Source organism: Pseudomonas sp. SIMBA_068 (assembly GCF_046534705.1).
GTDB classification, from domain to species: Bacteria; Pseudomonadota; Gammaproteobacteria; order Pseudomonadales; family Pseudomonadaceae; genus Aquipseudomonas; species Aquipseudomonas putida.
In genome coordinates, this window is the sequence record NZ_JAWRYI010000985.1 from 1 (window position 1) to 256 (window position 256).

Consider the following 256-nt stretch of genomic DNA (forward strand, 5'->3'; position numbering starts at 1 on the left):
AAGTGACAGATTTGTGAATCAGTCCGCGTCATACCCCAGATTCGGTGCCAGCCAGCGCTCAACTTCGGTAACGCTCATACCTTTACGGCGGGCATAATCTTCAACCTGATCGCGCTGAATTTGTGCTACAGCGTAGTACTTGCTGTCCGGGTGGCTGAAGTACCAACCCGAAACCGATGCACCGGGCCACATGGCGAAAGATTCTGTGAGTTTCATGCCAGTGTGTTTTTCCACTTCCAGCAGCTCCCAGATGGTG

1 protein-coding gene is annotated in these 256 nt (G+C 52.7%); it reads right to left on the bottom strand.

The genetic code is table 11. From position 1 onward, the window contains the following. Positions 1-18: 18 nt before the first annotated feature. Positions 19-256 (bottom strand): vitamin B12 dependent-methionine synthase activation domain-containing protein (locus tag SB756_RS32370; RefSeq protein WP_410913542.1); only part of this gene is annotated, 238 nt, incomplete at its 5' end.